This is a genomic window from Actinotalea solisilvae, assembly GCF_016464425.1.
In the GTDB taxonomy this organism is placed as follows: domain Bacteria; phylum Actinomycetota; class Actinomycetes; order Actinomycetales; family Cellulomonadaceae; genus Actinotalea; species Actinotalea solisilvae.
Map to the genome: position 1 here is coordinate 46,613 of NZ_JADDKQ010000022.1, position 22,459 is coordinate 69,071.

The 22,459-nt window shown below is 74.6% G+C and carries 26 protein-coding genes; 10 read left to right on the plus strand and 16 right to left on the minus strand.

Going from position 1 to position 22,459, the window contains the following annotated elements; translation table 11 throughout:
- Positions 1-202 precede the first annotated feature (202 nt).
- On the minus strand, positions 203-469 hold the full coding sequence (locus tag JIG38_RS16715; protein ID WP_199423075.1) for a hypothetical protein: 267 nt from the start codon (positions 467-469) through the stop codon (positions 203-205).
- A gap of 360 nt (positions 470-829) precedes the next feature.
- Between JIG38_RS16715 and JIG38_RS16720 the strand changes: the two genes are divergently transcribed.
- Positions 830-1,117 (plus strand): hypothetical protein, encoded by a 288-nt coding sequence (locus JIG38_RS16720; protein WP_199423074.1) that lies wholly within the window; start codon positions 830-832, stop codon positions 1,115-1,117.
- Between the two features lie 492 nt (positions 1,118-1,609).
- Here JIG38_RS16720 and JIG38_RS16725 read toward each other — a convergent pair whose 3' ends face one another.
- Together JIG38_RS16725 and JIG38_RS16730 are read right to left on the minus strand one after the other, a co-directional pair.
- On the minus strand, positions 1,610-2,020 hold the full coding sequence (locus tag JIG38_RS16725) for a VOC family protein (protein ID WP_199423073.1): 411 nt from the start codon (positions 2,018-2,020) through the stop codon (positions 1,610-1,612).
- A gap of 9 nt (positions 2,021-2,029) precedes the next feature.
- A complete protein-coding gene (locus JIG38_RS16730) occupies positions 2,030-2,482 on the minus strand; it encodes a helix-turn-helix transcriptional regulator (protein WP_199423072.1) in 453 nt (150 codons plus the stop codon).
- Between the two features lie 202 nt (positions 2,483-2,684).
- Here JIG38_RS16730 and JIG38_RS16735 point away from each other — a divergent pair, with 202 nt between their 5' ends.
- The gene (locus tag JIG38_RS16735) at positions 2,685-4,193 is read left to right on the plus strand and encodes a vWA domain-containing protein (RefSeq protein WP_199423071.1); all 1,509 of its coding nucleotides are present in this window, start codon (positions 2,685-2,687) and stop codon (positions 4,191-4,193) included.
- 62 nt (positions 4,194-4,255) lie between these two features.
- Here the strand turns inward: JIG38_RS16735 and JIG38_RS16740 are convergent, their stop codons facing one another.
- Positions 4,256-4,717, minus strand: a complete 462-nt coding sequence (locus tag JIG38_RS16740; protein ID WP_199423070.1) for a hypothetical protein — start codon at positions 4,715-4,717, stop codon at positions 4,256-4,258.
- 183 nt (positions 4,718-4,900) lie between these two features.
- Between JIG38_RS16740 and JIG38_RS16745 the strand changes: the two genes are divergently transcribed.
- Both JIG38_RS16745 and lepB read left to right on the plus strand, forming a co-directional pair.
- A complete protein-coding gene (locus tag JIG38_RS16745; RefSeq protein ID WP_199423069.1) occupies positions 4,901-5,494 on the plus strand; it encodes a DUF6448 family protein in 594 nt (197 codons plus the stop codon).
- Positions 5,495-5,504: 10 nt separating this feature from the next.
- Positions 5,505-5,969: a signal peptidase I gene (gene lepB / locus JIG38_RS16750; RefSeq protein WP_199423068.1), complete on the plus strand. Its 465-nt coding sequence runs from the start codon at positions 5,505-5,507 to the stop codon at positions 5,967-5,969.
- On the opposite strand, the gene JIG38_RS16755 is transcribed toward lepB, so the two are convergent.
- Entirely contained in the window at positions 5,926-6,603 is a 678-nt protein-coding gene (locus tag JIG38_RS16755; RefSeq protein ID WP_199423067.1) for a Crp/Fnr family transcriptional regulator, read from the minus strand. The two genes, lepB and JIG38_RS16755, sit on opposite strands and share 44 nt — an antisense overlap.
- Positions 6,604-6,641: 38 nt before the next feature.
- Between JIG38_RS16755 and JIG38_RS16760 the strand changes: the two genes are divergently transcribed.
- Positions 6,642-7,046 carry an HNH endonuclease gene (locus JIG38_RS16760; protein WP_199423066.1) on the plus strand — a complete coding sequence of 135 codons (405 nt, stop codon included), beginning with the start codon at positions 6,642-6,644 and terminating at the stop codon, positions 7,044-7,046.
- Positions 7,047-7,049: 3 nt separating this feature from the next.
- Here the strand turns inward: JIG38_RS16760 and JIG38_RS16765 are convergent, their stop codons facing one another.
- From JIG38_RS16765 to JIG38_RS16785, 5 genes are all read right to left on the minus strand, one after another.
- Positions 7,050-8,093, minus strand: a complete 1,044-nt coding sequence (locus tag JIG38_RS16765; RefSeq protein ID WP_199423065.1) for a hemolysin family protein — start codon at positions 8,091-8,093, stop codon at positions 7,050-7,052.
- Complete coding sequence (locus JIG38_RS16770; RefSeq protein ID WP_199423064.1) at positions 8,090-9,493, minus strand: hemolysin family protein; 1,404 nt, start codon at positions 9,491-9,493, stop codon at positions 8,090-8,092. Before JIG38_RS16770 ends, JIG38_RS16765 begins: the two co-directional genes overlap by 4 nt.
- Before the next feature lie 226 nt (positions 9,494-9,719).
- Complete coding sequence (locus JIG38_RS16775) at positions 9,720-10,631, minus strand: cation diffusion facilitator family transporter (protein WP_199423063.1); 912 nt, start codon at positions 10,629-10,631, stop codon at positions 9,720-9,722.
- Positions 10,631-11,278: a cation efflux transmembrane domain-containing protein gene (locus tag JIG38_RS16780; protein WP_199423062.1), complete on the minus strand. Its 648-nt coding sequence runs from the start codon at positions 11,276-11,278 to the stop codon at positions 10,631-10,633. Before JIG38_RS16780 ends, JIG38_RS16775 begins: the two co-directional genes overlap by 1 nt.
- Positions 11,275-11,652, minus strand: coding sequence for an ArsR/SmtB family transcription factor (locus JIG38_RS16785; protein ID WP_199423306.1), 378 nt, complete (start codon positions 11,650-11,652; stop codon positions 11,275-11,277). The genes JIG38_RS16780 and JIG38_RS16785 overlap by 4 nt, the downstream gene beginning before the upstream one ends.
- A gap of 209 nt (positions 11,653-11,861) precedes the next feature.
- On the opposite strand from JIG38_RS16785, the gene JIG38_RS16790 reads away from it, so the two are divergent.
- Entirely contained in the window at positions 11,862-12,506 is a 645-nt protein-coding gene (locus tag JIG38_RS16790) for a hypothetical protein (RefSeq protein WP_199423061.1), read from the plus strand.
- 748 nt (positions 12,507-13,254) lie between these two features.
- On the opposite strand, the gene JIG38_RS16795 is transcribed toward JIG38_RS16790, so the two are convergent.
- The gene (locus JIG38_RS16795) at positions 13,255-13,782 is read right to left on the minus strand and encodes a DinB family protein (RefSeq protein ID WP_199423060.1); all 528 of its coding nucleotides are present in this window, start codon (positions 13,780-13,782) and stop codon (positions 13,255-13,257) included.
- A gap of 63 nt (positions 13,783-13,845) precedes the next feature.
- Here JIG38_RS16795 and JIG38_RS16800 point away from each other — a divergent pair, with 63 nt between their 5' ends.
- Positions 13,846-14,448 carry a TetR/AcrR family transcriptional regulator gene (locus JIG38_RS16800; protein WP_199423059.1) on the plus strand — a complete coding sequence of 201 codons (603 nt, stop codon included), beginning with the start codon at positions 13,846-13,848 and terminating at the stop codon, positions 14,446-14,448.
- A 75-nt stretch (positions 14,449-14,523) separates the two neighbouring features.
- On the opposite strand, the gene JIG38_RS21135 is transcribed toward JIG38_RS16800, so the two are convergent.
- From JIG38_RS21135 to JIG38_RS16820, 4 genes are all read right to left on the minus strand, one after another.
- Positions 14,524-15,423, minus strand: a complete 900-nt coding sequence (locus tag JIG38_RS21135) for a trypsin-like serine protease (RefSeq protein ID WP_199423058.1) — start codon at positions 15,421-15,423, stop codon at positions 14,524-14,526.
- Between the two features lie 217 nt (positions 15,424-15,640).
- Complete coding sequence (locus JIG38_RS16810) at positions 15,641-17,569, minus strand: NHL domain-containing thioredoxin family protein (protein ID WP_199423057.1); 1,929 nt, start codon at positions 17,567-17,569, stop codon at positions 15,641-15,643.
- A 166-nt stretch (positions 17,570-17,735) separates the two neighbouring features.
- A complete protein-coding gene (locus JIG38_RS16815; RefSeq protein ID WP_199423056.1) occupies positions 17,736-17,951 on the minus strand; it encodes a hypothetical protein in 216 nt (71 codons plus the stop codon).
- A 34-nt stretch (positions 17,952-17,985) separates the two neighbouring features.
- A complete protein-coding gene (locus JIG38_RS16820; protein WP_233404601.1) occupies positions 17,986-19,140 on the minus strand; it encodes a Nal1-like putative serine protease in 1,155 nt (384 codons plus the stop codon).
- Positions 19,141-19,257: 117 nt separating this feature from the next.
- Here JIG38_RS16820 and JIG38_RS16825 point away from each other — a divergent pair, with 117 nt between their 5' ends.
- Positions 19,258-19,758, plus strand: coding sequence for a hypothetical protein (locus tag JIG38_RS16825; RefSeq protein ID WP_199423055.1), 501 nt, complete (start codon positions 19,258-19,260; stop codon positions 19,756-19,758).
- A gap of 24 nt (positions 19,759-19,782) precedes the next feature.
- On the opposite strand, the gene JIG38_RS21140 is transcribed toward JIG38_RS16825, so the two are convergent.
- On the minus strand, positions 19,783-20,526 hold the full coding sequence (locus tag JIG38_RS21140; protein WP_199423054.1) for a helix-turn-helix transcriptional regulator: 744 nt from the start codon (positions 20,524-20,526) through the stop codon (positions 19,783-19,785).
- Positions 20,527-20,595: 69 nt separating this feature from the next.
- Here JIG38_RS21140 and JIG38_RS16835 point away from each other — a divergent pair, with 69 nt between their 5' ends.
- Both JIG38_RS16835 and JIG38_RS16840 read left to right on the plus strand, forming a co-directional pair.
- Positions 20,596-21,363 carry an alpha/beta fold hydrolase gene (locus tag JIG38_RS16835; protein ID WP_199423053.1) on the plus strand — a complete coding sequence of 256 codons (768 nt, stop codon included), beginning with the start codon at positions 20,596-20,598 and terminating at the stop codon, positions 21,361-21,363.
- Between the two features lie 243 nt (positions 21,364-21,606).
- On the plus strand, positions 21,607-22,434 hold the full coding sequence (locus JIG38_RS16840) for a DUF4397 domain-containing protein (protein ID WP_199423052.1): 828 nt from the start codon (positions 21,607-21,609) through the stop codon (positions 22,432-22,434).
- Positions 22,435-22,459: the final 25 nt, after the last annotated feature.

The following is a 22,459-nucleotide window of genomic DNA, read 5'->3' on the forward strand; positions in this document are numbered from 1 at the left end:
CGCACAGTCCGCTGCCGCGCGGGAGTGGGCTCTTCCGGAACTGATGGAGCGAGCGGGGCACGCCAGCTCGAGGGCGGCGTCGCACTGCCAACACACTGCCGACGACGCACTGAGGCGAGACACGAACCGCCTGACCGAGGCGCCGAGGCGCCGACAAGCCGCGCCCGAGTTGCCGCACGCGACTAAGTGATGACGCACGCGACTAAGTGATGATCCGCAGGGTCGCTTCGCCGTGCGCTGGGTCAAGGAGCGTGACCGATCCGCCGTTCCTTTGGGCCTCAACGAGGAGTCGGTAGACCTGCAGCGCCCTGTTGACCACCGTCGTCTTATTGACTTCTTCAGACTCCACCAGCCATGCCAGGTCAGTGGCTGCCCTGCGGTTCAGCTCAACGACCAGACGCCGCGGCGCCTCGGCCGCGCCGTCGCCGCCGTGACGCGAAGCAAGCGCTAGTGGCGAGCGCTCAGCCATGTCTCTCCTTCCGTGCTCAGTTGGGTACCCGAAGCTCATCGGCACGTGGCGTCCGGTGCCGCCGAGTCACCTCGACCAGCCAGCTTGAACGCTCACCCGGACACCCGGTGCTACCGAGACTATACCAACACCGACACGGTGTGTCACCGATGCTGACAGGGGCATGTCACCTGGACTACTCTCGGCTCCATGACCACCTCGATGCGGGCGTCGCGCCCACGACGTGACACAGCCCGGAGCGCGCGCGCACCGCCGGCCCTCGGGCCAACTTAGCGCCGGCGCACGTGGCTTCGCCCTTGTCCGGCTTTCCCTATTTGAGAGGCACTGCCATGACCCCAATCACCTGAAAGGACCACTCACATGCACGTCGCAACGAACGCCAGCGTCGCTCCTGGAATCCACGAGGAGTACGGCGGACCGGACCAGGACCCGCAGACCCGACAGCCGTTCGAAGTCGAGTGGAAGGGCGCCTCCAACGAAGTGCGGGTCGCAGCGGCCGCGCGCGTCGTGCCGCTCATTCTCGCGGTCGTGATTCTTCTCGCGGGCGGCTACTTCTGGACCATCGGCGGAGCGGCCATAGGCCTCTCCCTGATCGGCATCGGGGAGCCCGTCCTCTACATCTTCGCGAATAAATTCATCAAGAACTAACAGAGGGAGGGCTGACCCGAATAGGGCCAGCCCTCCCATCCACGGTGCAGCGGCCGAGCTCTCGGCGCCTGTGCTGCGCCGATGCGCCCAGTCGCGCGGCGCTGTGGTGACCTCCTGGAGCGTCAAGCAGCACGGCTCGCCGGGATGCGAGCTTGGCGGGCAATCGCAAGATTGCGGCACGGATCGTCCCGGCATCACGTTGGCGCGGCGGTCGAAACGACGCCTCGGCGATGAGTGCCTCTCCGGGTGGTCTTAACCCGTGAAACGCGCGGGGTCAGCGCTAGTGGCGTGCCACAACGTGCCACTAGCACGATCAGCAGCGTGCACCTCTATTCCGCTTCCGGAAGCATTCGAAGCCCCTGGCCTGCAGGTTCGTCCTCGTAGCAGGGCTGACGATCCGACGCTCTCAGCTTCCCAAGCTGATAGCGCGGGTTCGATTCCCGTCACCCGCCCCCAGCACCACCGCAGTCCGACGCCGCAGCGCGCACCTCGTCAGCCGCGCAGCGTGCCGATCCTGATGTTGTTGCCGAACGGGTCGCGCAGGCCCATGTCGCGGCCGTAGCCCATGTCCGTCGGCGGCTGCGTGATCTGCACCCCGGCGGACACGAGACGCTCGTGGACGCCGTCGACGTCGTCGGTCGTGAAGGCGAGCCAACCACCCCCGGCGCCCTTGGTGACCAGAGCGCGGACCTCGTCCGCGGTGGCAGGGTCGTGGGCCGGCGGGCCGGGCTTCTCCAGGAGGATCTCCTTGCGGTCGCCCGGGACGCGCACGGTCAGCCAGCGCATGGAACCGAACATCATGTCGGCCGAGACCTCGAGGCCGAGCACGCCGACGTAGAAGTCGAGCGCCTGGTCCTGGTCGAGCACGTAGATGGACGAGAGGTTGTTCGCGGTGAGGGTCATGGCTCGACGCTAGGCGGGCGCCGGATCCGTGCGCCTCTCCGAAACCGGCATGGTCTGCTCCGGGTCGCGGAACACCGCCGGTCGCATCCACGCGAGCGTCACGCAGCCCGGCACCGCGGGCAGGTCACCCCGGCCCCGGTACACCGTCGGGGACTCGCCGACGACGGCGGTGAACGTCCGGCCGAACGTGCCGAGGCTCGTGAACCCCACCTCCAGGCAGATGCGGGTGACCGGCCACGACGTCGACCGCAGCAGGAACATCGCGCGCTCCACGCGCCGGCGCTGGAGGTAGCGGTGCGGCGTCTCGCCGAACACGCGGCGGAACGAGCGCACGAGGTGGTCGGGCGTCACGTGCGCGACGGCGGCGAGCGTCGCCAGGTCCAGCTCGTCGCGGTAGCCGCCGTCGATCGCGTCGCGCACGCGCAGCATCGCCCGGTTGATCTCCTCCGTCGCACGCCCCACGCGGCACCTCCTCGAGGCCCCAGCATGCCTCACCCGATCGGTGGAACCGCAGGTCACGGGCAGGCCACGGAGTGACAACAGGGCGGCCACATCGGTCACAACAGCTCATCGTCTTGATCACGAACCGGCTTTCCGGCCCCGCGCGGGCACCTCGCCGTCCTAGCGTCCCCGCAACGTCAGCGACGACACGGATGGGGTTGCGATGAGGACTCAGCAGGTCAGGACGACCGGTCTCACGGCCGCGGCGCTCGTCGCCGCGATCACGCTCGCCGGGTGCGCGGCCAGCGGCAGCGGCACGGCCGACGGCGCCACGGAGGACGGCGGCTACGTCGCGCCCGGGCCGAGCACGGCCGAGGAGACCTACCCCGAGCCCGAGCCGTCGTCGGGCGCCGCCCGGTCCGGGATGACGGACCCCGCCGGGGACCCGCTGTCGACCTTCGCGCTCGACATCGACACCGGCTCCTACACGCGCTTCCGCGACGCCATGACGCAGGGGTACGGCGTCGACCCGAGCGAGGTCCGCACCGAGGAGTTCGTCAACTACTTCGCACAGGACTACCCCGCCCCCGAGGACGGGCTCGGCGTGACGATCGACGCCGCCGCCCTCCCGTTCGAGCCCGAGCACCGCCTGGTGCGCGTGGGCATCGCGAGCGCGCCGACCTCGACCGAGTCGCGGCCGGACGCCGACATCGCGCTCGTCGTCGACTGCTCCGGCTCGATGGGCGACGACGGCAAGATCGAGACGACCAAGACCGCGCTGCGGACGCTCGTCGGCTCGCTACGCGCCTCGGACCGGGTCGCGATGGTCTGCTACTCCACCGAGGCGTCCGTGGCGCTCGAGCCGACGTCGGTGTCCGAGCGCGGCACCGTCCTCGACGCGATCGAGGCGCTCTACCCGCAGGACTCCACCAACGCCGCCGCCGGGCTCGCGCTCGGCTACGACCTCGCGCTCCAGATGCGCACCGAGGGTCGGATGACGCGCGTCGTCCTCATCAGCGACGGCGTCGCGAACGTCGGCGAGACCGACCCCGAGGGGATCCTCCAACGGATCAGCACCGAGGCGAAGTCCGGGATCAACCTCGTGTCGGTCGGCGTCGGCATCACCACCTACAACGACTACCTGCTCGAGCAGCTCGCCGACCAGGGCGACGGCTGGCACGTCTACATCGACACGGCGGCGGAGGCCGAGCGCGTGTTCGCGTCGGGCCTGACCGGCTCGCTCGTCGTCGCCGCGACGGACGCCCGCGCCCAGGTCGAGTTCGACCCCGCCCAGGTCTCGGGGTACCGGCTGATCGGCTACGAGAACCGGGCGATCGCCGACGAGGACTTCCGCAACGACGCCGTCGACGCCGGCGAGGTCTTCGCGGGTCACACGACGACCGCGCTCTACGAGGTCGCCCTGCGCGACGCCAAGGCCCGCGAGCCGTTCGTCACCGCGACGGTCCGCTACCTCGACGAGTCCGGCCGGGCGGTCGAGCGCACGGGAACCCTGGCGGCGTCGGACACCGCGTCGTCGCCGCGCGAGGCGTCGCCCCGCCTGCGCCAGGACTTCGTCGTCGCGCTGCTCACCGACCGGCTCGTCGGCGGCCCGTGGTCGGAGCGCGTGAGCGACGCGGACCTGCGCGCCGAGGCGGAGGGCCTCACCGCAGCGCTCGACGGCGACGCCGACGTCGCGGAGCTCGTGGACCTCGTGCACCGCGCGACCACCTGAGCGAGTTCTGGCACGGATCCGGCGGTGGGAGCGCCGGATTCGTTCCAGAACCGCGAGGGCGCTCAGCGGTGCGGGCAGCCCCAGCCGTCGCGCACGGTCACCGTGCGGACCTCCATGGCCCACTGGGTGAGGGTGTTCTCGTCGTCGAGCATGGCCGTGACGGTCGCCGGGCCGGCGACGTAGGTCTCGGTGCCGGGCTCGGCGCTCACCGGCACGACGACGTGCTGCGTGTGCCAGCGGCCGTCGCACCGGAGCCCGAGCTCCTTCCAGCCGAACACGTCGCCCTGCTCCACGTTGACGAAGCCCTCCCACTGGATGCCGTCCGTGCCGTTCGGCACGCACCGGATCCGCAGGGACACCGACACCGCGGCGCCGCCGTCGACGAGCCGGGCGTGGGGCATGATCGTCAGCCCCGCGGGCGAGCGGCTCGCCCAGCCGGGTGCCGCGACAGCGGGCTGCGCGACCACCCCCAGCACGGTGACGAGGGCCAGCAGCAGCACTCCGAGCACGGTTCGCCGACGCATCGATCGCTCCCTTCAGGTGCTCGCCACGCTAGGTCGCACCTCGCCGGACGGGTCAGGGCCGAAGGACCTCGGGTCCACCGCCGGGAGCCGCCTCCTCGCGCCGTCGTGCTCTTGACCTGCGTCAAGGACGTCGCCGCGCGCGCTGCCTAGCGTCGGAGGCACCCGCACAGGAAGGACGCTCCGATGCTCCTCACCCGCCTCCTCACCACCGTCGCCGCCGCGCTGCGGCCCGTCCCGGTCCGCGCCCACTGCGACACGGCCGACGGTCCGGCGGTCACCGCCGGACGCCGCGCCCTCGAGACGGGCGACGTCACGCCCGCGCTCGCCTGGATCCCCGCCGGGGGCGAGGCCGAGCTGCGCGACGTCTTCGACCGCGCCCTGCGCGTCCGCGTGCTCGGGCCCGACGCCGCCGTCGTCGCCGACCGGCTCTTCCTCGAGACCCTCGTACGCCTGCACCGGCAGGGCGAGGGCGTCGGTTTCACGGGGATTCAGCCCGCCGGCGCGCACGTCGACCCGGTCGTCGCGGCCGCCGACGCCGCGCTGGAGTCCGGGTCCGACGACGACCTCCTCGCGCTCCTGCCGCCCGAGCGGCGCGCGCCCGTGCACGCGCTCTTCGGCGCGGCCCGGGCGGCGCGCGACCACGACGCCGCCGACGTCGACGCCGGCCGGCGCGCGGTGGCCGCGTACGTCGCGTTCGTCCAGCACGCCGAGGGGGAGGACCACGGCCACCACGACGACGGGTCCGCGCGCGAGCACGCACACGCGCACGCGCACTGAGGACGCGACCGTGCTCCGTCTCGCCCGCGTCGTCGGCGCGTCGATGGCGCCGACGCTCCGGCACGGCGACCTCCTCGTGGTGGCCCGGGCCGCACGCTCGGGCCGCCGCGCGACGCACGCCCACCGGGGCGATGTCGTCGTGCTCGAGCACGCGGGGACGCGCCTGGTGAAGCGGCTCGTCGGCGTGCCGGGCGACGTCGTCGAGCTCGAGGCCGGGCGCCTGGCGGTCGGCGGCCGGCCGCTCGACGGCGGCCCACCCCCGCGCGGCGCGGGCCGGACGACCTGGCACGTCCCGCCCGGCCACGTGTTCGTCGCGGGCGACGACCCGGCGGTCTCCGACGACTCGCGCGTGTGGGACGACCCCTTCGTGCCCGACGCGGCCGTGCGCGGCGTCGTCGTCGCGCGGGTGCCGCGGACGCGGCCGAGGCGGGTCAGGCTCCGTCGGCCAGCCGTTGCAGCCCGTCAGGGTCGGTGATCGCGACGGCGCGGCCCGCCCCGACGGCGACGAGGCCGCGCGCGGCGAGCGACGCGAGCGCGCGGCTGAGGCTCTCGGGCGAGGTGTCCAGCAGGGACGCGACGTCCTTCTTGGCGAGCGGCAGGCGCACGGTCGCGACGCCGTCGGCCCACGCGCTGGGGAGGCCGAGCAGGTAGTCGGCCAGGCGCGACCCGACGTCCCTCGACGTCACGGCGTGCAGCCGGTCCTCCGTGGCCGCGAGCCGCCGGCTCACCGCCGCGAGCAGCCGCAGGCCCAGCTCGGGGTGCTCGCGCACGAGCCGCGCGAGGTCGTCGTGGCGGAAGACGCACAGGGTGCAGTCGTCGACCGCTGTGGCGCGGTCGTCCCGTCGCTCGCCGGAGAAGACGGCGACCTCGCCCGTGAACTCGCCGGGGCCGAGCACCCGCAGGAGCTGCTCGGCGCCGTCGGGCGCGAGCCGCGCGAGCCGCAGCCGGCCCGTGTGGACGACCATGAGCTGGGCAGGCGCGTCGTCGGACGCGTAGGCGCTGCGGCCCGCGGCGAGGCGCACGGGCCGCGCGAGCGCCGCCACGCGCTCCTGGTCCCGAGGCGAGAGGGCCGCGAAGACCGGGACGCGCGCCACGCACGTGTCGGCCATGCGGCCAGCCTAGGGACGACGGCGCCTACGGTGGGCGCATGGCCGTCGCACGCACCCGCCGAGCACGCGTGGCGCGCCGCCGGCAGCGGCGCATGGCGGCGGTCGAGCACGACCTGCGCCCCGAGCAGTGGGCGGCGCTCGTCGCGGCGTGGGGCGGCTGCGCGTACTGCGGCGCGGCCGACCGCGCGCTCCAGCGCGACTGCGTGCTGCCGATCTCGCGCGGGGGCCGCTACACCCTCGGCAACATCGCGCCCGCGTGCGGGCCGTGCAACGCCAGCAAGTGCAACGACGAGGTCACCGGCTGGCTGCGCCGCAAGCGCCTCGACGAGCGCGCGTTCCTCGAGCGGCACGTGGCGATCCAGCGCGAGCTCGCGGAGCGGTTCGGCGCGGACGTGGCCATTACGGGGAACGAGCCCGACCCGGTGGCACCGTCCGCGCCGTAGCGCTCAGCCCGGCGTCCCCACCGACGTGCGGGCGGCGTCGTGACCGGGCGCGCCGGGGAACAGGCGGGCGAGGACGTCCGCGAGCGTGACGACGCCCGCGAAGGCGCCGTCGTCCTGGACGACCGCGAGGTGGTTGCGGGACTCGCGCATCGACGTGAGCGCGCTGTGGACCGGAGTGTCCGCCTCGAGCACGAACACCGGGCGCATGAGGTCGGCCGCGGGGCGGTCGTCGGGCTCGGTGAGCGTGTCGCGCACGTGGACCACGCCCTGCAGGGCGTCGGCCGGCCCGACGAGCACGCGCAGGTGACCGGTGCGCCGCGTCGCCTCGCGCACCTGCTCGACGTCGGCGTCGGCCGGGACCGCCGTCGGGCGCGAGCCCGTGCGGACGAGGTCGCGCACGACGAGCGTCTCGAGCTCGAGCGCGCCCGCGATCTGCGTCGAGAACGACGCGTCGAGCGCGCCGACGTTCGCCGAGTGCTCGACGAGGTGGCGCAGGTCGTCCGGGTTCTGCCCGGACGCGAGCTCGTCGGTCGGCTCGACGCCGACCCGGCGCAGGCACCAGTTCGCCATCCCGTTGAGCGCCACGAGCAGCGGCCGCGTGACCAGCATGAACGCGCGCATCGGCAGGGCCAGCACGGTCGCGGACGTCTCGGGGTGCGCGATGGCCCACGACTTGGGCGCCATCTCGCCCACCACGAGGTGCAGGAACGTGACGATGACCAGCGCGAGCACGAAGCCCGCGACGTCGGCGACGACGGTCGCGACGCCCCACTGCTCGAGCAGCGGGGTCAGCCAGTGGTGCAGCGCGGGCTTGGTGAGCGCGCCGAGCGCGAGCGTGCACGCCGTGATGCCGAGCTGGGACCCGGCGAGCAGGACGGTGAGCTCGCCCGAGCTGCGCAGCGCGGCGCGCGCGGACCGGCTCGTCGCGGCGGCGTCCTCGAGGCGGTGCCGCTTGGCCGCGAGGAGCGCGAACTCGACCGCGACGAAGAACGCGCTGAGTGCGATGAGACCGGCCGTGACCAGCGTGAAGACCAGGGGGTTGCTCATCGGGCGCTCCCCTCGCCGTCGGCGTCGGCGTCCGCGTCGGCGATGCCGGGCGCCTCCTCGGCGGGCACCGTCACGCGGACCGTCGCCGGCACGTGCCGGTCGATCGACAGCACCTCGACGCGCATCCACACGGTCTCGGGCTCGTCGGCGTGGGCGAGGTCGCCCGGGTCGGGCGGCAGCTCGACGAGCACGCTCGTGCCGACGTCGGGCAGCGCGCCGTGCTCGGCGATGACGAGGCCCGCGATCGTCTCGTGGTCCCCGCGCGGCAGGTCGTGGCCGATCGCGCGCTCGACCTCGTCGATGTGCACGTCGCCGGCCATGACCCAGGTGCCGTCGTCCTCGACCGGGACGTAGGTCGGCACGGCCGGGTCGTGCTCGTCGGTGATCTCGCCCACGAGCTCCTCGGCCAGGTCCTCGAGCGTCACGACGCCCGCGAAGCCGCCGTACTCGTCGACGACGCACGCGAGCTGGTTGCGGCTCTCCGCGAGCAGGCGCAGCACGTCCGGCAGGCGCATGACGGTCGGGACCATGACGGGCGGGCGGACGTGCGCCGCGACGGCGTCGGCGCTCGGCTGCGGCAGCAGCAGGACGTCCTGCAGGTGCACGACGCCGACCACCTGGTCGTCGTCGTCCAGCACCGGGTACCGCGAGTGGCCCGTGCTCATGAGCGCGCGCACCTCGTCGACCGTGTCCTGCCCGCGCACGACGTCGACGCGGGCGCGCGGGATCATCGCGTGCTCGACGTCGCGCTCGGGGAAGTCGAGCACGCGGTCGAGCAGGAGCGACAGGTCCTCGGGCAGGTCACCGCTCTCGCGCGAGTCCGCGACGATGTGCTCGAGGTCGCGGACCGTGGCCGCGTGCTCGACGTCGTGCACGGGCTCGATGCGCAGCGCCCGCAGCAGCAGGTTGGACGCCTGGTCGAAGACCCGGATGAGCCAGCCGAAGACCGTGAGGTAGAGCGTGGTCGACGTCGCCAGGCGCAGCGCGACCGGCTCGGGCCGCGCGATGGCGAGGTTCTTGGGGAACAGCTCGCCGAAGAGCATCTGGACGAACGTCGAGAACAGCAGCGCCAGCACGGTCCCGACCGCGATGCCGACGCCCGTGGGGACGCCGACGCCGCCCAGCGCGGTCCCGAGCGACGCGCCGATGAGCGGCTCCGCGACGTAGCCGACGAGCAGCCCCGTCACCGTGATGCCCAGCTGCGCGCCCGAGAGCATGAACGACGTGCGCCGCGTCACCGACAGCGCCCGCTCGGCACCCGCGTCGCCGGCCGCGGCCCGCGCGCCGAGCCGCGAGCGGTCCACCGCCATGTAGGAGAACTCCTGGGCGACGAAGTAGCCGGTGGCGGCCGTGATCGCGAGCACCACGAGGATGCCCAGCAGCAGGGACAGGACCCACATCACCGCATCCCCCCTGGCGCCAGTGCGCTCGCGCGCGGGTCAGGGGGGTTCGTACTGTCGCCGTCCATCTCTCTCCAGGGTGGGGGACCGGTCAGCGCGTCAACGTGCGGGCCCCGGCAGGCGTTCCCGCACCCCGACGCCGCCGACGACCACGACGGGGCCGTCCAGACCGCCGCACCCGGCGCACCAGGTCCTCGGTCGGGCCCGACGCGGCCTGCCGCGACCGTCAGGCGTGCCCGGCGCGCTCGTGGGCGTCGTGGCCCACGGGCTCCAGCTGGAACGTGCAGTGCTCGGTGTCGAAGTGGTCGCCGAGGCAGTCACCGAGCGTGTCGAGCACCGCGCCGGCGCGGCCGCGCGCGAGGCACTCCTCGTCGACGACGACGTGGGCGGAGAGCGCGGGCACGCCGCTCGTGATCGTCCAGGCGTGCAGGTCGTGCACGTCGACGACGCCGGGCACGCGCCTCATGTGCTCGCGCACCTCGTCGAGGTCGATCCCCCGCGGCGTCGCCTCGAGCAGGACGTCGAGCACGTCGCGCAGCAGCGACCACGCGCGCGGCAGGATGAACAGCCCGATCGCTGCCGAGGCGACGACGTCGGCGCGCGTCCACCCGGTCGCCACGATGACCAGGCCCGCGACGACGACGGCGACCGAGCCCAGCAGGTCACCCAGCACCTCGAGGTAGGCGCCGCGCACGTTGAGGCTCGCCCGCTGCCCCTCGCGCAGCAGCAGCAGCCCGACGACGTTCGCGGCCGCGCCCACGAGCGCGACGACGAGCATGGGGCCGGTCGCGACGTCGGGCGGGTCCGACCAGCGCCGGACCGCCTCGACCAGCACCCACACGGCGACGACGCCGAGCAGCAGCGCGTTCGCGAGCGCCGCGAGCACCTCCGCGCGCTGCAGCCCGTAGGTCCGCGCGTTCGTCGCGGGCCGTCCCGCGAGGCGCGCGCCGAGCAGGGCGATCGCGACGGCCGTGGCGTCCGTGAGCATGTGCCCGGCGTCGGCGAGGAGCGCGAGCGAGCCGGAGACCAGCCCGCCGACGACCTGCACGCCCGCGACCGCGAGCGTCAGCACCAGCACGACGGCGAGGCGACGGCGGTGCCGCCCGGTCGCCGTCCCGTGGCCGTGCTCGTGGCCCATCAGCCCCGCACCCCGCGCTCGAGCAGCTCGCCCTCCCACGCCTCTCGCCCCTCGTGCAGGGCGAAGGCCGCGATGACGAACCCGGCCACCGGGTCGAGCCACGTCGCGCCGGTGAGCGCGTGGAGCACGAGACCCGCCAGGGTCGAGACGCTCAGCAGGACGCAGATGCGCGTCTCCGCCGCGTCCGCCAGGACGAGCCGGTCGCCGAGGCGCAGGCCGACGCGGCGCTTCGCCGCGGCGAGCAGCGGCATGACGACCAACGAGGCCACGAGCACGCCGACCGCGACCGGCGACCGGTCGGGCGCCTCGCCCGCGAGGAGGCTCCGCACGCCCTCGACGACCACGTAGCCGGCGAGGAGGAAGAACGTCACCGCGATCGCGCGGAGGGCACGACGCTCGCGCCGCTCGTCCGTCACGCCGTCGCGCAGACGCGCCGCGAGGCGCACGGCGACGAGCACGCCGGCGGCGGACTCGATCGCGGAGTCCACGCCGAACCCCACGACCGACACCAGCCCCGCGACCGCCCCCGCGGCGATGGCGACCACGCCCTCCACGACGTTGTAGGCCACGGTGAACCGGGCGAGACCGAGTGCCCGGCGCGTGAGCGCGCGCGTCTCGACCGGACCGACGGCGACCCCCGCGCTCACCGGCCGACCCCGAAGGTGGGGCACAGGACGACGGCGTCGCCCGTGAGCTCGAGGAGTCGCTCGGCGGCCGCGAGCAGGTCCACGACCGCGTCGGTGTGCGCGATCGAGTACACCGACGCGCGTCCCTGCGCGCGGGACGTGACGAGCCCGCAGTCGCGCAGGCACGCGAGGTGCTGGGAGACGGTGGACTGGGCCAGCCCGAGGTGCCGGGTCAGGTCCACGACCCGGTGCTCGCCGAGGGCGAGGTGGCGCAGGATCGCGAGCCTCGCCGGTTCGGCCAGCCCGCGGAACAGGCACGACGCCGCCTCGAGCGCGGCCGCGTCGGGGCGGGGCGCCTCAGGGAACGCGGGGCGATCGGTATCCGCCTGTGTCATCGTCACGTACCGATGCTAGCCGTACCGCTGTCGCCTCCGCCGACGCCGGCGCACCTGCCGGGCGAGGGTGCAGCGGCCCCGCTCGCCGCCCCGGCCCGATCCGGTCGTGGTCGTCCCCGTCGTCGGGATCGGCCGAGCCGCGGGGCGTCGCGCGGGGTGCGGCGGCCTGCGCCGCCATACTGGCGTCCCGACCAGCACCGGAGGACCAGATGCGCGCGCGACGTCGTACCGCCCTCGGTTCCCGGCGGTCGGGAGCCCTGCTCGCGCTGACGGTGCTCGCGGCCGGCGTGCTGTCCGGGTGCACCGGCGGCGACGCGGCCGCGCCGAGCCCCACGCCGACGTCCGAGCGCCCCGCCCCGCCCACGCCCTCGTCGACGCCCAGCCCGACCCCGGAACCCGAGCCGACCGAGGCCGAGGCGCCGGCGCCGCTCGTGGAGCTCACGGGTGACCGGGTCGGGGACCTCGTCATCGGCGAACCCGTCGAGCTCGCCCAGGTCGAGGAGCTGCTCGGCCCGGCGGACGAGGTCGCGGCCTTCCTCGCCGACTGCGGGGCACCGCATCTCGACCACGCGATGTTCGCCGGCCTGGCGATCCTCATCGACACCGACGACGGCTCGCTCTTCGGCTGGACCCAGCAGGGCGAGGAGCCCGCGGCCGGCGTCGCCTACCCGCACGACCTCGGGCCGGGTGCTGCCTACGCCGACGTGGCGGCGCTCCCGGGGGCCCAGACCGGCTACGTGGAGAACTTCCAGGTCGAGTCGGTCGAGGCCGACGGCGTCGTCTGGTGGTTCGAGACCACCGACCCCGCGAGCCCGGCGGTCGTCCTCGGCAGCGTCATCCTCGGCTGCGGCTGACGGCCGCCAGCCTCGCGTCGGCCGTCCCGGCGCACCGACGGGCGAGGCGCGAGTTCGCCGACGCGTCACCTCCCGGCCGCGTGTCGGTCGCGCGCGGGTGGACGTCCTCTGCCTACCCTGGACATGCAGCAAGGGCCCCTCGGAGTAAGCGTCCGAGGGGCCCTGCTGCGTGATCGACCGTCCGCGGCTCCGGTTGCCCGGTGCTGCGGTCCCGCTCCGGCGATGCGGCGGATCGTCGTCGTCCGTTCGGGGCCGAGGCCCCTTCGGACGTCCGTCGGGGCCGAGGCCCGTCAGGATCGTGTCGATCCAGCGATCACGTGCGACCGGTCCGGTGCGATCCCTGCGGCGCCATCCGCAGCTCTCGGGGTCGCCCCCTCGAGGTCCCACCAGGTCGCCCCGGTGAGCTGGTCCGTCGTGCTCCGATCTGCCGGCTCGGTGCGGTCCGTCGCCCTCGCCACGGGTCCGTGGTCGGTCCCCGCCGGGTTGCCCCAGCGGCTCCCTCCCAGGTTCTCCCTGGCCAGGCCCTCCCGGGTCTCCCCGGTCGGTGCGGCGGTCCGTCCTTGCCGATGACCTAGTTCTAGTCCTGCCCCGGAAGGGCCGACAAGGGCTTCCCGGGCCGACTTTCTGTCCACCGTCCGCGCACAGCTTCGTCCACATGCGGGCACGGTCATCCCCAAGGTTCCCCACAGGCCTGTGCACGAAAGATGTGCACGACCGGGCGGGACGACTGCTCCGTTCGGGTGGGGCCTCAGCCCCGGACGTCGTGCAGGTGGTGGACGACGTCGTGCACGAAGTAGCGGCCGAGGCTGAGCACGGTGAACTGCGAGCCGTTGCTGCGGTAGCCCGGCCGCGCCCACTCGTCGTCGGCCACGCCCGAGAACGCGGCGACGGCGCCCTGCGCGGCCGCGCGCAGCTCGCGCGCGACGGTCGCCGGGTCCTGCTCGCCGTAGCGCTCGGCGACGGCGGTCTCGTCCTGGTCCCAGTTCTCGAACTCGGGCCCGTCCTCGTCCCGCATGAGCCGCGCGCGCCGGCCGAAGATCGTGAAGACGTCACGCACGTGGCACGCGTACTCGAGCGGCGACCACACGTGCGGCGCCGGCCGCGCGGCGACGTCGTCGCGCGTCAGGACGTGCTCCCAGCGCGCCGTGTAGCTCTCGACGAGGTCCGGGATCTCGGGGCCCGAGACCGCCTCGGCCTGGAAGCCGCACTCGGGGCACGGGGCGTCGAGCACCCAGGTCCAGTCCTTGGTGTCCGGTTCGATCTGGTCGTCAGCCATGCCCGGACCCTAGCGCCGGGCCCCCGACCACCGCGCGCCCCTCCGGGGTGGGAGAATCGCGACGTGCCGAAGATCATCGGGGGCTCGCTGACCGAGCACCGCGAGCAGACCCGCAACAAGCTGTTCGCCGCGCTCACGAGCCTCATGAGCGACCGGGGCTTCGACGCGATCACGCTCGCGGACATCGCGGCGGCGGCGGGGATCGGCCGGACGGCCGTCTACAACCACTTCCCCGACAAGGAGTCGCTGCTCATCGCGTTCATCACGCAAGAGACCGAGCAGTACGTCGCGACGCTCGAGCGAGCGCTCGCCGACGTCGAGGACCCGGTCGACCAGCTGCGCACCTACGTGCGCCAGCAGACGCAGCTCAAGCGGGTGTTCCACCTCGCGCCCGGACCGGACCTGCGCAGCGTCCTCTCGCGCGGGACGCGCGCCCAGCTGCGCGAGCACGCCGAGCTCGTCGAGGAGATCCTGCGGCGCATCCTGCTGGAGGGGATCGCGAGCGGTGACCTGCCTGCGCAGCCGCTCGAGACGACGGTGCCCCTCATCAACGCGTGCCTGTCGAGCCGCAGCGTGCCCGACGAGGGCCCGGGCCGCGAGGCCGCGATCGCGGCCACCGAGACCTTCGTGCTCCGGGCGGTCGGCGCTCCCCCCTCGCCGAGATGACGCCTTCCGCCGGCGTGTCGGGCTGACACGCCGGCGGAATCGGCATCCCGGCGAGGGGCCGGGTGGGTGGGCGGGTCAGACGACCTGGACGTCGTCGTACGCGGTCCCGCTCTCCTCGACCGTCGCGAGGATCCACGCGAGGATCTCGGCGCGGTCCGTGCGGTAGGCGAAGTCGTTGCCGCGGCACCAGGCGTTGAGGCCGTAGGACGTCACGGCGACGATCGTGTTGGACGTGTAGCCGCCGAGGAACACCGGACCGCCGGAGTCACCCGAGCAGGTCCCGCCCTTGCCGGTGCCGTTGCCGTTGCTCTGCAGCGTGAAGCCGCCCGCCAGGCCGCCCTCGACGTTGTTGATGCGCGCGGACGCCATGAGGCGCTCGCGGAACGACGTCACGTGGACGGGGTTGCTCTCGGTCAGGCCGTAGCCGGAGGCCGTGACGGTGAGGTCCTGGCGACCACGCTGCGTGCCGTACCCGTCGAGCGTCCCGGCCGCGGCGAGCACGCCGTACTCGGGCAGCATGATCGGCTGGTCGAGGACGACGAGGCCGACGTCGCGCACGTCCCGGGCGTTCGGGAAGCCCTCGAAGTCCGTGAAGCCGTAGTCGTAGAGCTGGTCGGACATCGCGCACGTGACGCCGAGCGTGCCGGCGGCGCACGTCTCCGGGTAGCCCGAGACGGGGTCGAGCTCGGTGGCCGGGTCGTAGTTCACGCCTGCGTCCTGCTGGAAGTAGACGCGGGCGGTGACGGCCTCGGTGGACTCGGCGGTGCAGTGGCCCGCCGTGAGGAAGACGGTCGGCGTCAGCAGGGCGCCGCTGCAGCGGTGGGTGAACTCCCCGTCCGCGTCGTAGAACACGACGAGGCCGACGTAGGGGTGCTCGGTGTCCTCGACGTAGTTGCCGGTGATCGCCGAGGCGGGGGCGGAGAGCCCCACCAGCAACGCGATCAGGGCGACCAGGGTGATGAGCGGTCTGCGCACGGTTCCTCCCAGACGACGGTGTCCGGATGGCCCGGTTTCGGGTCACCTTCGCCGCACGGTAGGCCCGACCGACCCGACGCGCGAGTGCTCGAGCTCCTCACCCGGGCGGCGGCGGGCGACCTCTGACCCCCGCCGGCACGGCGGGGGCGCCGGTTCTGGAACGGATCCGGCGCGCGCGGTGGCGTCCGGGTTCCAGAACCGGCGCGCGGCCGGTGGGTCAGCCGTGCAGCGGGAGGGCGAGGACCGCCGGGCCGCCGTCGACGACGCGGACCGGGACGCCCCAGTCCTGCTGGTTGAGGTGGCACGCGGGGAACTCGACCGCCGGGTCGGCGTCGCACGACGCCGCCTGCGCGGTCACGTGCAGCACGCCCTCGGCGACGTCGGGGTTGATCCGCAGCACGCGCTCGAGCGGGACGTCGTCGCCCGCGCCGTCGAGCAGCAGCTCGGGCGGCGTCGACGACACCTGGAGGCGGGTCGAGGGGCCGTAGCGGTCGTCGTACTTCTGGCCCGTCGCGGGCGTGAACACGACGTCGAGCCGCACCTCGCCCGACCCCACCTCGGAGACCGGTCGCTGCGTGCGGTGCGCGCCGCGGTCGAGCAGCTCGCCCGCGAGCCGCGCCGGCAGGCGCAGGCGCGTGAGGCGGTGCGCCGCGGACTCGACGACGAGGAGGTCGACCGCGCCGTCGTCGTGCACCTCGACGAGGAGGCCGGACGGCTCGGCGAGGTCGCGCGCGACGGTCGTGACCTCGCCCGGACCGCCGTCGGCGCCGGGCGCGTAGCGGCGGACCGCGCCGTTGTAGGTGTCGGCGATCGCGACCGAGCCGTCGGGCAGGACGGCGACCCCGAGCGGGTGCTGGAGGAGCGCCTGGTCCGCCGCCCCGTCGCGGTGGCCGAAGTCGAACAGGCCCGCGCCGACGGCGGTCCCGACCGCGAGGTCGGCGGTCCCGGGCGCCGAGTCGACCCAGCGCAGGGCCGAGACCTCGGAGTCGGCGAGCCACAGCCGGCCGTCGCCGCCGACGGCGAGACCCGAGGTCTGCGCGAACCACGCGTCCTCGACCGGGCCGTCGAGCAGGCCCTCGTTCATGGTCCCGGCGAGGTGGGCGACGACGCCGGCCTCGGGGTCGAAGGTCCACAGCGTGTGGTTGCCGGCCATCGCCACGACGAACGACGCGAGCGGCGCGAACCACACGACGTCCCACGGCGACGAGAGCTTGGTCGCCTGGGCCGGTCCGGTGTGCAGCACGCCCTCGGGCACCGCGTCGTAGCCGTCGACGACGTTGTCCGCCGCGCCGACCATCGACTGCTGCCCGTTGCCCGCGAGCGTGCGGACCGCGCCGTCGGAGAGGCGGACGCCGCGCAGCGCGTGGTTGACCGTGTCGGCGACGACGACGTCGTACCCGAGCGTCTCGCGGAGGTGGTCGGGCACCAGGGCGAGGCCGTTGGGCTCGCTGAAGCGGGCCTCGTCCGGGGCGCCGTCGCGCAGGCCGCGCTCGCCCGTGCCGATGCGGCGCACGAGCGTCTCGCCGTCCTCCGCGAGCTCGGCGAGCGAGTGGTGGCCGGCGTCGGCGACGAGCAGGTGGCCGTCCGGGAGGCGGATCGCCTTGGCGGGGAACCGCAGCGTGGTCTCGGCGGCCGGCGGCGGCACGTAGGGTCCGTCGCCGCGGTGCAGCGTGCCCTTGGCCTCGTGCTCGGCGACCAGCTCGCGGACCAGGACGGCGAGGTTGTTCTTGTGCCCCTCGCCGGCCATGTGGGCGACGATGTAGCCCTCCGGGTCGACGACGACGAGCGTCGGCCAGGCGCGGGCCGAGTACGCGGACCACGTGGTGAGGTCCGGGTCGTCCAGGACGGGGTGGTGCACCTCGTACCGGTCGACGGCGGCGGCGAGCGCGACCGGGTCGGCCTCGTGGACGAACTTGGGCGAGTGCACGCCGACGACCACGAGGACGTCGCGGTACTCCTCCTCGAGCTCGCGCAGCTCGTCGAGCACGTGCAGGCAGTTGACGCAGCAGAAGGTCCAGAAGTCGAGCAGGACGATCTTGCCGCGCAGGTCGGCGAGCGTCACGTCCCGGCCGCCCGTGTTGAGCCAGCCGCGGCCGACGAGCTCGGAGGCGCGGACGCGGGGCAGGCGGGTGCTCGTGTCGGTCACGGAGGTAGTCAACGCGAGACAGCCCGTCGAGCATCCCTCCGTCCCAGGGAGCGGCCACTCCGACGGCCATCCGCGGAGGGTCCGGGTCGTCAGGCGTGCCGAACCCTCCGCCGCGCTCCCGGAGCGCGCCCCCGCCGCACGGGGAGGACGCGGGGGCGCGGGAGGTTCAGATCGCGCGGACCGCCCCGACGACGCGCACGTCCACCGGGACCCCGTCGACGCGGGTCGGCACGCCGGCGCCGTCGGCGGGGCGCTCGACGTTGACGCGGAGGAGGTACCCGTCGCCGTCGGGCTGGAGGCCGATGCCACGCACGCCCGTCCGGCCGGCGAGGGCCGTGCGCAGGTGCGACTTGGCGGTCCGTGCCTGGTCCAGGTCGGCCATCGTCACCTCGCGGTCCGGCGGCCGGAGCCGCACGTCAGCGGGAGAAGCTCCCGCCGGGGGCGCCCTCCACCTCGAGGTCCGCGTCCAGCTGCCGGAGCACGGTCGCGATCGGGTTGAGGTACGTGAGCCCGGTGCCATTCTCGCCCCCGGTCTCGCTCCCCGCAAAGAGCAGCCCGACGGCGGCGCCCGCCGCCTCGTCCCCGTCGGCGAGGTAGACGAGCGACCCGCTGTCCCCGCCGCGCGAGAACGGGCCGGTCGCGAGGCCCTCGACCTCGATCTGGTCGTCGAACGAGAGCTCGCCCATCTCGGCGCCGTAGCCGACGACGACGTCGTCCAGCTCGATCGCGGTGACGCGGCCTCGCGTGAGGCCGGTGGTGCGGCCGATCTTCTCGACCTCCTCCGCCCCGCGGACCTCCGCCACGCGCGTGACCGGGCCGATCGGGTAGGCGAGGTCGACGTCCACGCCCTCGTCGACCAGCGCGACCGCCGCGTCGACGAGCGCCGTGACGCCCGGCCGCAGCTCGGCGTACGCCGCGAGCGTCGCCACCCTGTCCTGCGGGTCGCGGCCGCCGTCGGCCGGGCCGGGCTGCAGCACGGCGTCCCCGACGGACGCCGACGGCGAGCCGACGAGCACGTGCCAGTTGGACAGGACGTGCAGCCGACCGCCCACGCGGACGAACGCGCCGAGCGTGCCCGCGGAGACGTCGGCGTGCGCGATCGAGACGCCCGGACGCAGCGGACGCGCGCGGCCCGTCTCCCCGACCGCCTGCGCGGTCACGACCGGTGGCCGCGGCCGCGGGGCGTCGCCCGACCGGCCGCGCTCCGGAGCGCCCACCACCCCCTGCGCGACGACGGCGTCGCGACCCGGCACGGCGCGGATGCGCCCGGTGCGCCGCACGTCGACACCGGGACCGACCTGCTCGACCACGCGGCGCGCGACCATGCGCGCCCGCGGCACGCCGAGCCGGTACCGCACGGCCACGCCGAAGCCGCCGTCGGGCAGCGGGGCGAGGCCGACCGCGACACCCCCGCGCTCGGGGGCGTGCGGCGCGCCCGCCGCGCTCGCGTCGACCTGGCGCTCGGTCAGCTCGCGCACGTAGGCGGCCACCTCCCGCTTGGTCCGGCGCGCCTCGTCGAGGTCCATCCCCGCGCCCGCGCCCACGCGCGCCCCGATGCCCGTGCTGCCCATGCGTCCCCCTGCTCCGTCGACCGTCCGTCCCGAGTGTGCCGCCTGGCGCCGACACCCGTACGGTCTAGCCAGACGTTCTCACGCACCACCGCCGGGTGGTCGGACCAAGGAGGCACCGTGCGGATCGAGCTGCCGACCGACGAGGCGCTGACGCTGGCGCGGGCCCAGGGCGTGATCCCGCCCTTCGTCCGCTCCGTGCGGGTGCAGGGCTCGACGGTGCACGCCGTGGTCGACGCGTCGCAGCTGCTGGGCAAGCAGGGCGGCCTCGGCCGGTTCCTCGGCGGGCTCGCGGGCGACGTCCCCGTCGCCGCGACGTTCACGGGCTGGGCCGACGGCGTCGCGACCGTGACGGTGCGCGCCGAGAGCCGCGGCATCCCGCTGCACCGCTTCATGCCGCTCGTCGAGGGCAAGGTCCGCGAGCAGCTGCGCGCGCAGGGCCTGCCCGACGGCGTCGTCGACTTCCGCACGGGCGCCGAGGACCCGGTCGTCGCGGTCGACGTCCGGCGGCTCGTCGCGAGCAAGGTCGCGGGCGTGGTCGTCACCGACCTGCGCCTGCACGACGGCGTCGTCGTCCTCACCGCCGCGCTCGAGCCGGGCGTGCCCTTCCGCGTGCTCTGACCTGCACGGCCGCCGGCCGCCGGGTCAGGCCGGGCCGGCCGGACCCGGCGGCACCGCCGGCGCCGCGCCCGGCGGTGGCTCGCCGACGACGGCGACCGGCCGCGGCTCGTAGGCCTCGCGCGTGACGTCGGCCCTCTCGATCCGGGAGAGCCGGAACCACCGCACGGCGTCGTGGTCCCGCGACCACGCGACGAGGTGCCACCAGCCGCGCGCGTGCGCGAGGAGGATCGGCTCCACGTGCCGGCGCGTGACCTCGTCCCTGCCCGAGCGGTACCGGATCGCGAGCACGCGGCGGCGCCCGAGGGACTCCTCGACGGCGCGCAGGACCCCCGGGTCGGTGCCGGCGTCGTCGTCGCCGGGCCGGGCCTGGGCGAGGCGACCGTCGAGCCAGACCCGGCCGGCCACCCGCTCCGCCCGCGCCCGGTCCGCCGGCCCCAGCGCGTCGAACACCTTGCCGCGCGCCGCGGCGCCGTCGGCCGAGAACGGGCTGCCCGGGGGCATCGCCGCGAGCGCGACGGCGACCGCGACCGCCTGGGCCGGCGTGAAGTTCACCGGTGGGAGCGACGCGACCGCGTCGAGCACGTAGCCCCCGCCCGGGCCTGCCTGCGCCCAGATCGGGAGGCCCGCCTGCTGGAGCGCGGAGACGTCGCGCTTGATGGTGCGCTCGCTCACCTCGAGCAGGCGGGCGAGCCGCGGGCCGGACGTGCCCGCACGTCCCGCGCGCCGCAGTTCCTCGGCGACGGCGTAGAGCCGCTCGGTCCTGTTCACGCGGCCTCCCGAAGGTCGTCCGACAATGGTGACAGACCGGTGTCACCGAGGGCGTGCGACGGTGGGCTCATGAGCAACGACACGACCTCCCCGTCCACCACCCCGACCACCGACGCCGGCGCAGACGCCGCGCGCTCCACCGTGCACGTCGTCCTCGTCCCGGGCTTCTGGCTCGGCGCGTGGGCCTGGGACCGCGTGGTGCCCGGCCTGCGCGACGCGGGGCTCGAGCCGCACGCGGTGACGCTGCCGGGCCTCGAGTCCGCCGAGGCGGACCGGGCGGGCATCACGTTCGAGGACCACGTGGCCGCCGTCACTGACCTCGTCCGCTCGCTCGACGGCGACGTCGTGCTCGTCGGGCACAGCGGCGGCGGCATGGTGGTGCAGCACGTCGTCGACCGCCTGCCCGACCGGGTGCGGCGGGCCATGTACGTCGACTCCGGACCGATGCGGGAGGGCGCGACGATCGCGCCGGACGCCACCGGCGCCGACCACCCCATCCCCGCGTGGGACGAGCTCGCCGCGCAGGGCACCAGCGCGGACGGGCTCGACGACGCGCTGCGCGCGGAGGTCGAGCGCCGCGCGGTCCCGCACCCGGCGGGCGTCGCGAGCGCGCCGGCGCACCCCACCGACCCGCGTCGCCACGACGTCCCCGTCACTGTGATCTGCACGAGCATCCCGTCCGACGTGCTCCAGCAGCTCATCGCCGCCGGCCAGATGCCGGCCGAGCTCCCGGACACCCGTGACGTCACCTACGTCGACCTCCCGACCGGCCACTGGCCGATGCTGTCGCGCCCCGACGACCTGGCCGCGGCGATCGCGGCGGCGGCGCGCGGGTAGGCGCCCGGACTGTGCGGCGCACGGGACGAGGGTGGCGCAAGCGGCCCCGTCGGGCGCTCGCGACGTCACTCCCGTCCCACGCGTCCCGTGCGCCGCACGTCCCGTCGCCGAGCCGTACGGGCCCGCCCGCCGACCTCCTGAGAAAGATCTTGGAACTCGCTGCATCCGGACGCCGCCCTCCCCGGGTAGTTCAGATGTCAAGCAGTTCTCGTGCCTCTCCGGGGGCAGGACTCAGGAGGAACCATGCGCGCTCGTCTGACCGCCGGACTCGCCGGCACCGCAGCCCTCGGCCTCGCCGCCCTCGGCGCTCTCCCTGCCGCGGCCGCCACGGCCGACACCGCCAAGCTCTCCGTGCTCCACGGCGTGCCCGACCTCGTCGTCGACGTCTGGGTCAACGGCGAGCGCACGCTCGACGACTTCGCCCCCGGCGACCTCGCCGGCCCGCTCGACCTGCCCGCGGGCACCTACAGCGTCGCCATCACGGCGGCCGACGCTGCCGACGCCAGCGCCCCCGCGATCGGCCCCGTCGACCTGCCCCTCATGGGCGGCATGAACTACACCGCGGTCGCGCACCTCGACGCCGCGGGCGCGCCGACCGCCACGCTCTTCACCAACGACGTCTCCCAGACCGCCGCCGGCCAGGGCCGCCTGACCGTGCGCCACACCGCCGCGGCGCCCGCGGTCGACGTCCTGGCCGGTGGCTCGCCCGTGATCACCAACCTCTCGAACCCGGCGGAGCAGGTCCTCAACCTCCCGGCCGGCACCGTCTCGGCCGCGGTCGCCGCGACCGGCACGACGGCGCCCGTCATCGGCCCGGCCGACGTGCCGGTCACCGAGGGCACGAGCACCATCGTCTACGCGTGGGGCTCGCTCGACGCCGGCAACCTCCAGCTCGCCGTCCAGACCATCGACGGCCTGCACTCCGCCCCCGCCGGCGTCCCGTCCGGCGAGCTGGGCCTGGCGGACACCTCCTCGTCCGCCCCCTGGCTGATCGGCGCGGCCCTGCTGACCGCCGCGGGTGGTGCCGTCCTCCTGGGGCGCCGCATGAACGCGGCTGTCGCGCAGGACTGACCCACACCGATCAGGTCGGGTGCGG

Excerpts from the sequence above, each read along its gene's own strand:
- JIG38_RS16715 (WP_199423075.1), bottom strand. The coding sequence starts at position 469 with ATGGCTGAGCGCTCGCCACTAGCGCTTGCTTCGCGTCACGGCGGCGAC.
- JIG38_RS16720 (WP_199423074.1), top strand. The coding sequence starts at position 830 with ATGCACGTCGCAACGAACGCCAGCGTCGCTCCTGGAATCCACGAGGAG.
- JIG38_RS16725 (WP_199423073.1), bottom strand. The coding sequence starts at position 2,020 with ATGACCCTCACCGCGAACAACCTCTCGTCCATCTACGTGCTCGACCAG.
- JIG38_RS16735 (WP_199423071.1), top strand. The coding sequence starts at position 2,685 with ATGAGGACTCAGCAGGTCAGGACGACCGGTCTCACGGCCGCGGCGCTC.
- JIG38_RS16740 (WP_199423070.1), bottom strand. The coding sequence starts at position 4,717 with ATGCGTCGGCGAACCGTGCTCGGAGTGCTGCTGCTGGCCCTCGTCACC.
- JIG38_RS16745 (WP_199423069.1), top strand. The coding sequence starts at position 4,901 with ATGCTCCTCACCCGCCTCCTCACCACCGTCGCCGCCGCGCTGCGGCCC.
- JIG38_RS16755 (WP_199423067.1), bottom strand. The coding sequence starts at position 6,603 with ATGGCCGACACGTGCGTGGCGCGCGTCCCGGTCTTCGCGGCCCTCTCG.
- JIG38_RS16760 (WP_199423066.1), top strand. The coding sequence starts at position 6,642 with ATGGCCGTCGCACGCACCCGCCGAGCACGCGTGGCGCGCCGCCGGCAG.
- JIG38_RS16765 (WP_199423065.1), bottom strand. The coding sequence starts at position 8,093 with ATGAGCAACCCCCTGGTCTTCACGCTGGTCACGGCCGGTCTCATCGCA.
- JIG38_RS16770 (WP_199423064.1), bottom strand. The coding sequence starts at position 9,493 with ATGTGGGTCCTGTCCCTGCTGCTGGGCATCCTCGTGGTGCTCGCGATC.
- JIG38_RS16775 (WP_199423063.1), bottom strand. The coding sequence starts at position 10,631 with ATGGGCCACGAGCACGGCCACGGGACGGCGACCGGGCGGCACCGCCGT.
- JIG38_RS16785 (WP_199423306.1), bottom strand. The coding sequence starts at position 11,652 with ATGACACAGGCGGATACCGATCGCCCCGCGTTCCCTGAGGCGCCCCGC.
- JIG38_RS16790 (WP_199423061.1), top strand. The coding sequence starts at position 11,862 with ATGCGCGCGCGACGTCGTACCGCCCTCGGTTCCCGGCGGTCGGGAGCC.
- JIG38_RS16795 (WP_199423060.1), bottom strand. The coding sequence starts at position 13,782 with ATGGCTGACGACCAGATCGAACCGGACACCAAGGACTGGACCTGGGTG.
- JIG38_RS16815 (WP_199423056.1), bottom strand. The coding sequence starts at position 17,951 with ATGGCCGACCTGGACCAGGCACGGACCGCCAAGTCGCACCTGCGCACG.
- JIG38_RS16820 (WP_233404601.1), bottom strand. The coding sequence starts at position 19,140 with ATGGGCAGCACGGGCATCGGGGCGCGCGTGGGCGCGGGCGCGGGGATG.
- JIG38_RS16835 (WP_199423053.1), top strand. The coding sequence starts at position 20,596 with ATGAGCAACGACACGACCTCCCCGTCCACCACCCCGACCACCGACGCC.
- JIG38_RS16840 (WP_199423052.1), top strand. The coding sequence starts at position 21,607 with ATGCGCGCTCGTCTGACCGCCGGACTCGCCGGCACCGCAGCCCTCGGC.